Origin of the sequence: Qingrenia yutianensis, assembly GCF_014385105.1 — a bacterium.
In the GTDB taxonomy this organism is placed as follows: Bacteria; Bacillota; Clostridia; order UMGS1810; family UMGS1810; genus Qingrenia; species Qingrenia yutianensis.
Window position 1 is genome coordinate 1 of sequence record NZ_JACRTE010000109.1, and the last position, 561, is coordinate 561.

1 pseudogene is annotated in these 561 nt (G+C 39.0%); it reads right to left on the bottom strand.

Going from position 1 to position 561, the window contains the following annotated elements:
* Positions 1-237: 237 nt before the first annotated feature.
* Positions 238-561: pseudogene (locus H8706_RS12335) on the bottom strand (hypothetical protein); the annotation flags it as partial.

A 561-nucleotide genomic window follows, 5' to 3' on the forward strand; every position in this document is an offset into this window, starting at 1 on the left:
GACCGGTGGTATAAACTTAAACTAAAATGGAGGTATCAGAAATAATGAAAACAAAACACAGTTTAAAAATGAAATCAGTAATATCGGCAGTTCTTGCAGTTGTATTGATTTCGGGAACATCTCTTATTCTGTTGCTTTTACTCTTGGGTTTCATATTTTTCTTCCTTTCCGCAAAAACAAAAAAAGCGGTCAATTCGTGTGTAATCACACAAACTGACCGCCTCTTATTTTTTCTTCTTACATACCGTCCATACCGATTCCTTGTGTCTGCCCGTCCGGTCCGCTTGCATAGTCAAGCAGTTCTCTGACATCTTCGGGTGCATTTTCCTTATCAATATGAATATCACCGTCAAATTCCGGCGTATACCAATAGTCATAAACACCGATTTCTTCTCTTTTGGTTTTTACTTTGTCCGTCATACATTCGCTGTCATCACAATAAAAATTGCCGTCCAGCATAAACTGTGTTCCCCAATGTTCACCTGATGATTCAATATCCACCAATATAAGCCCGACGCAAAGTGCATTTGTTTCCCGTGATTTGATCACTGCAGGAAGATA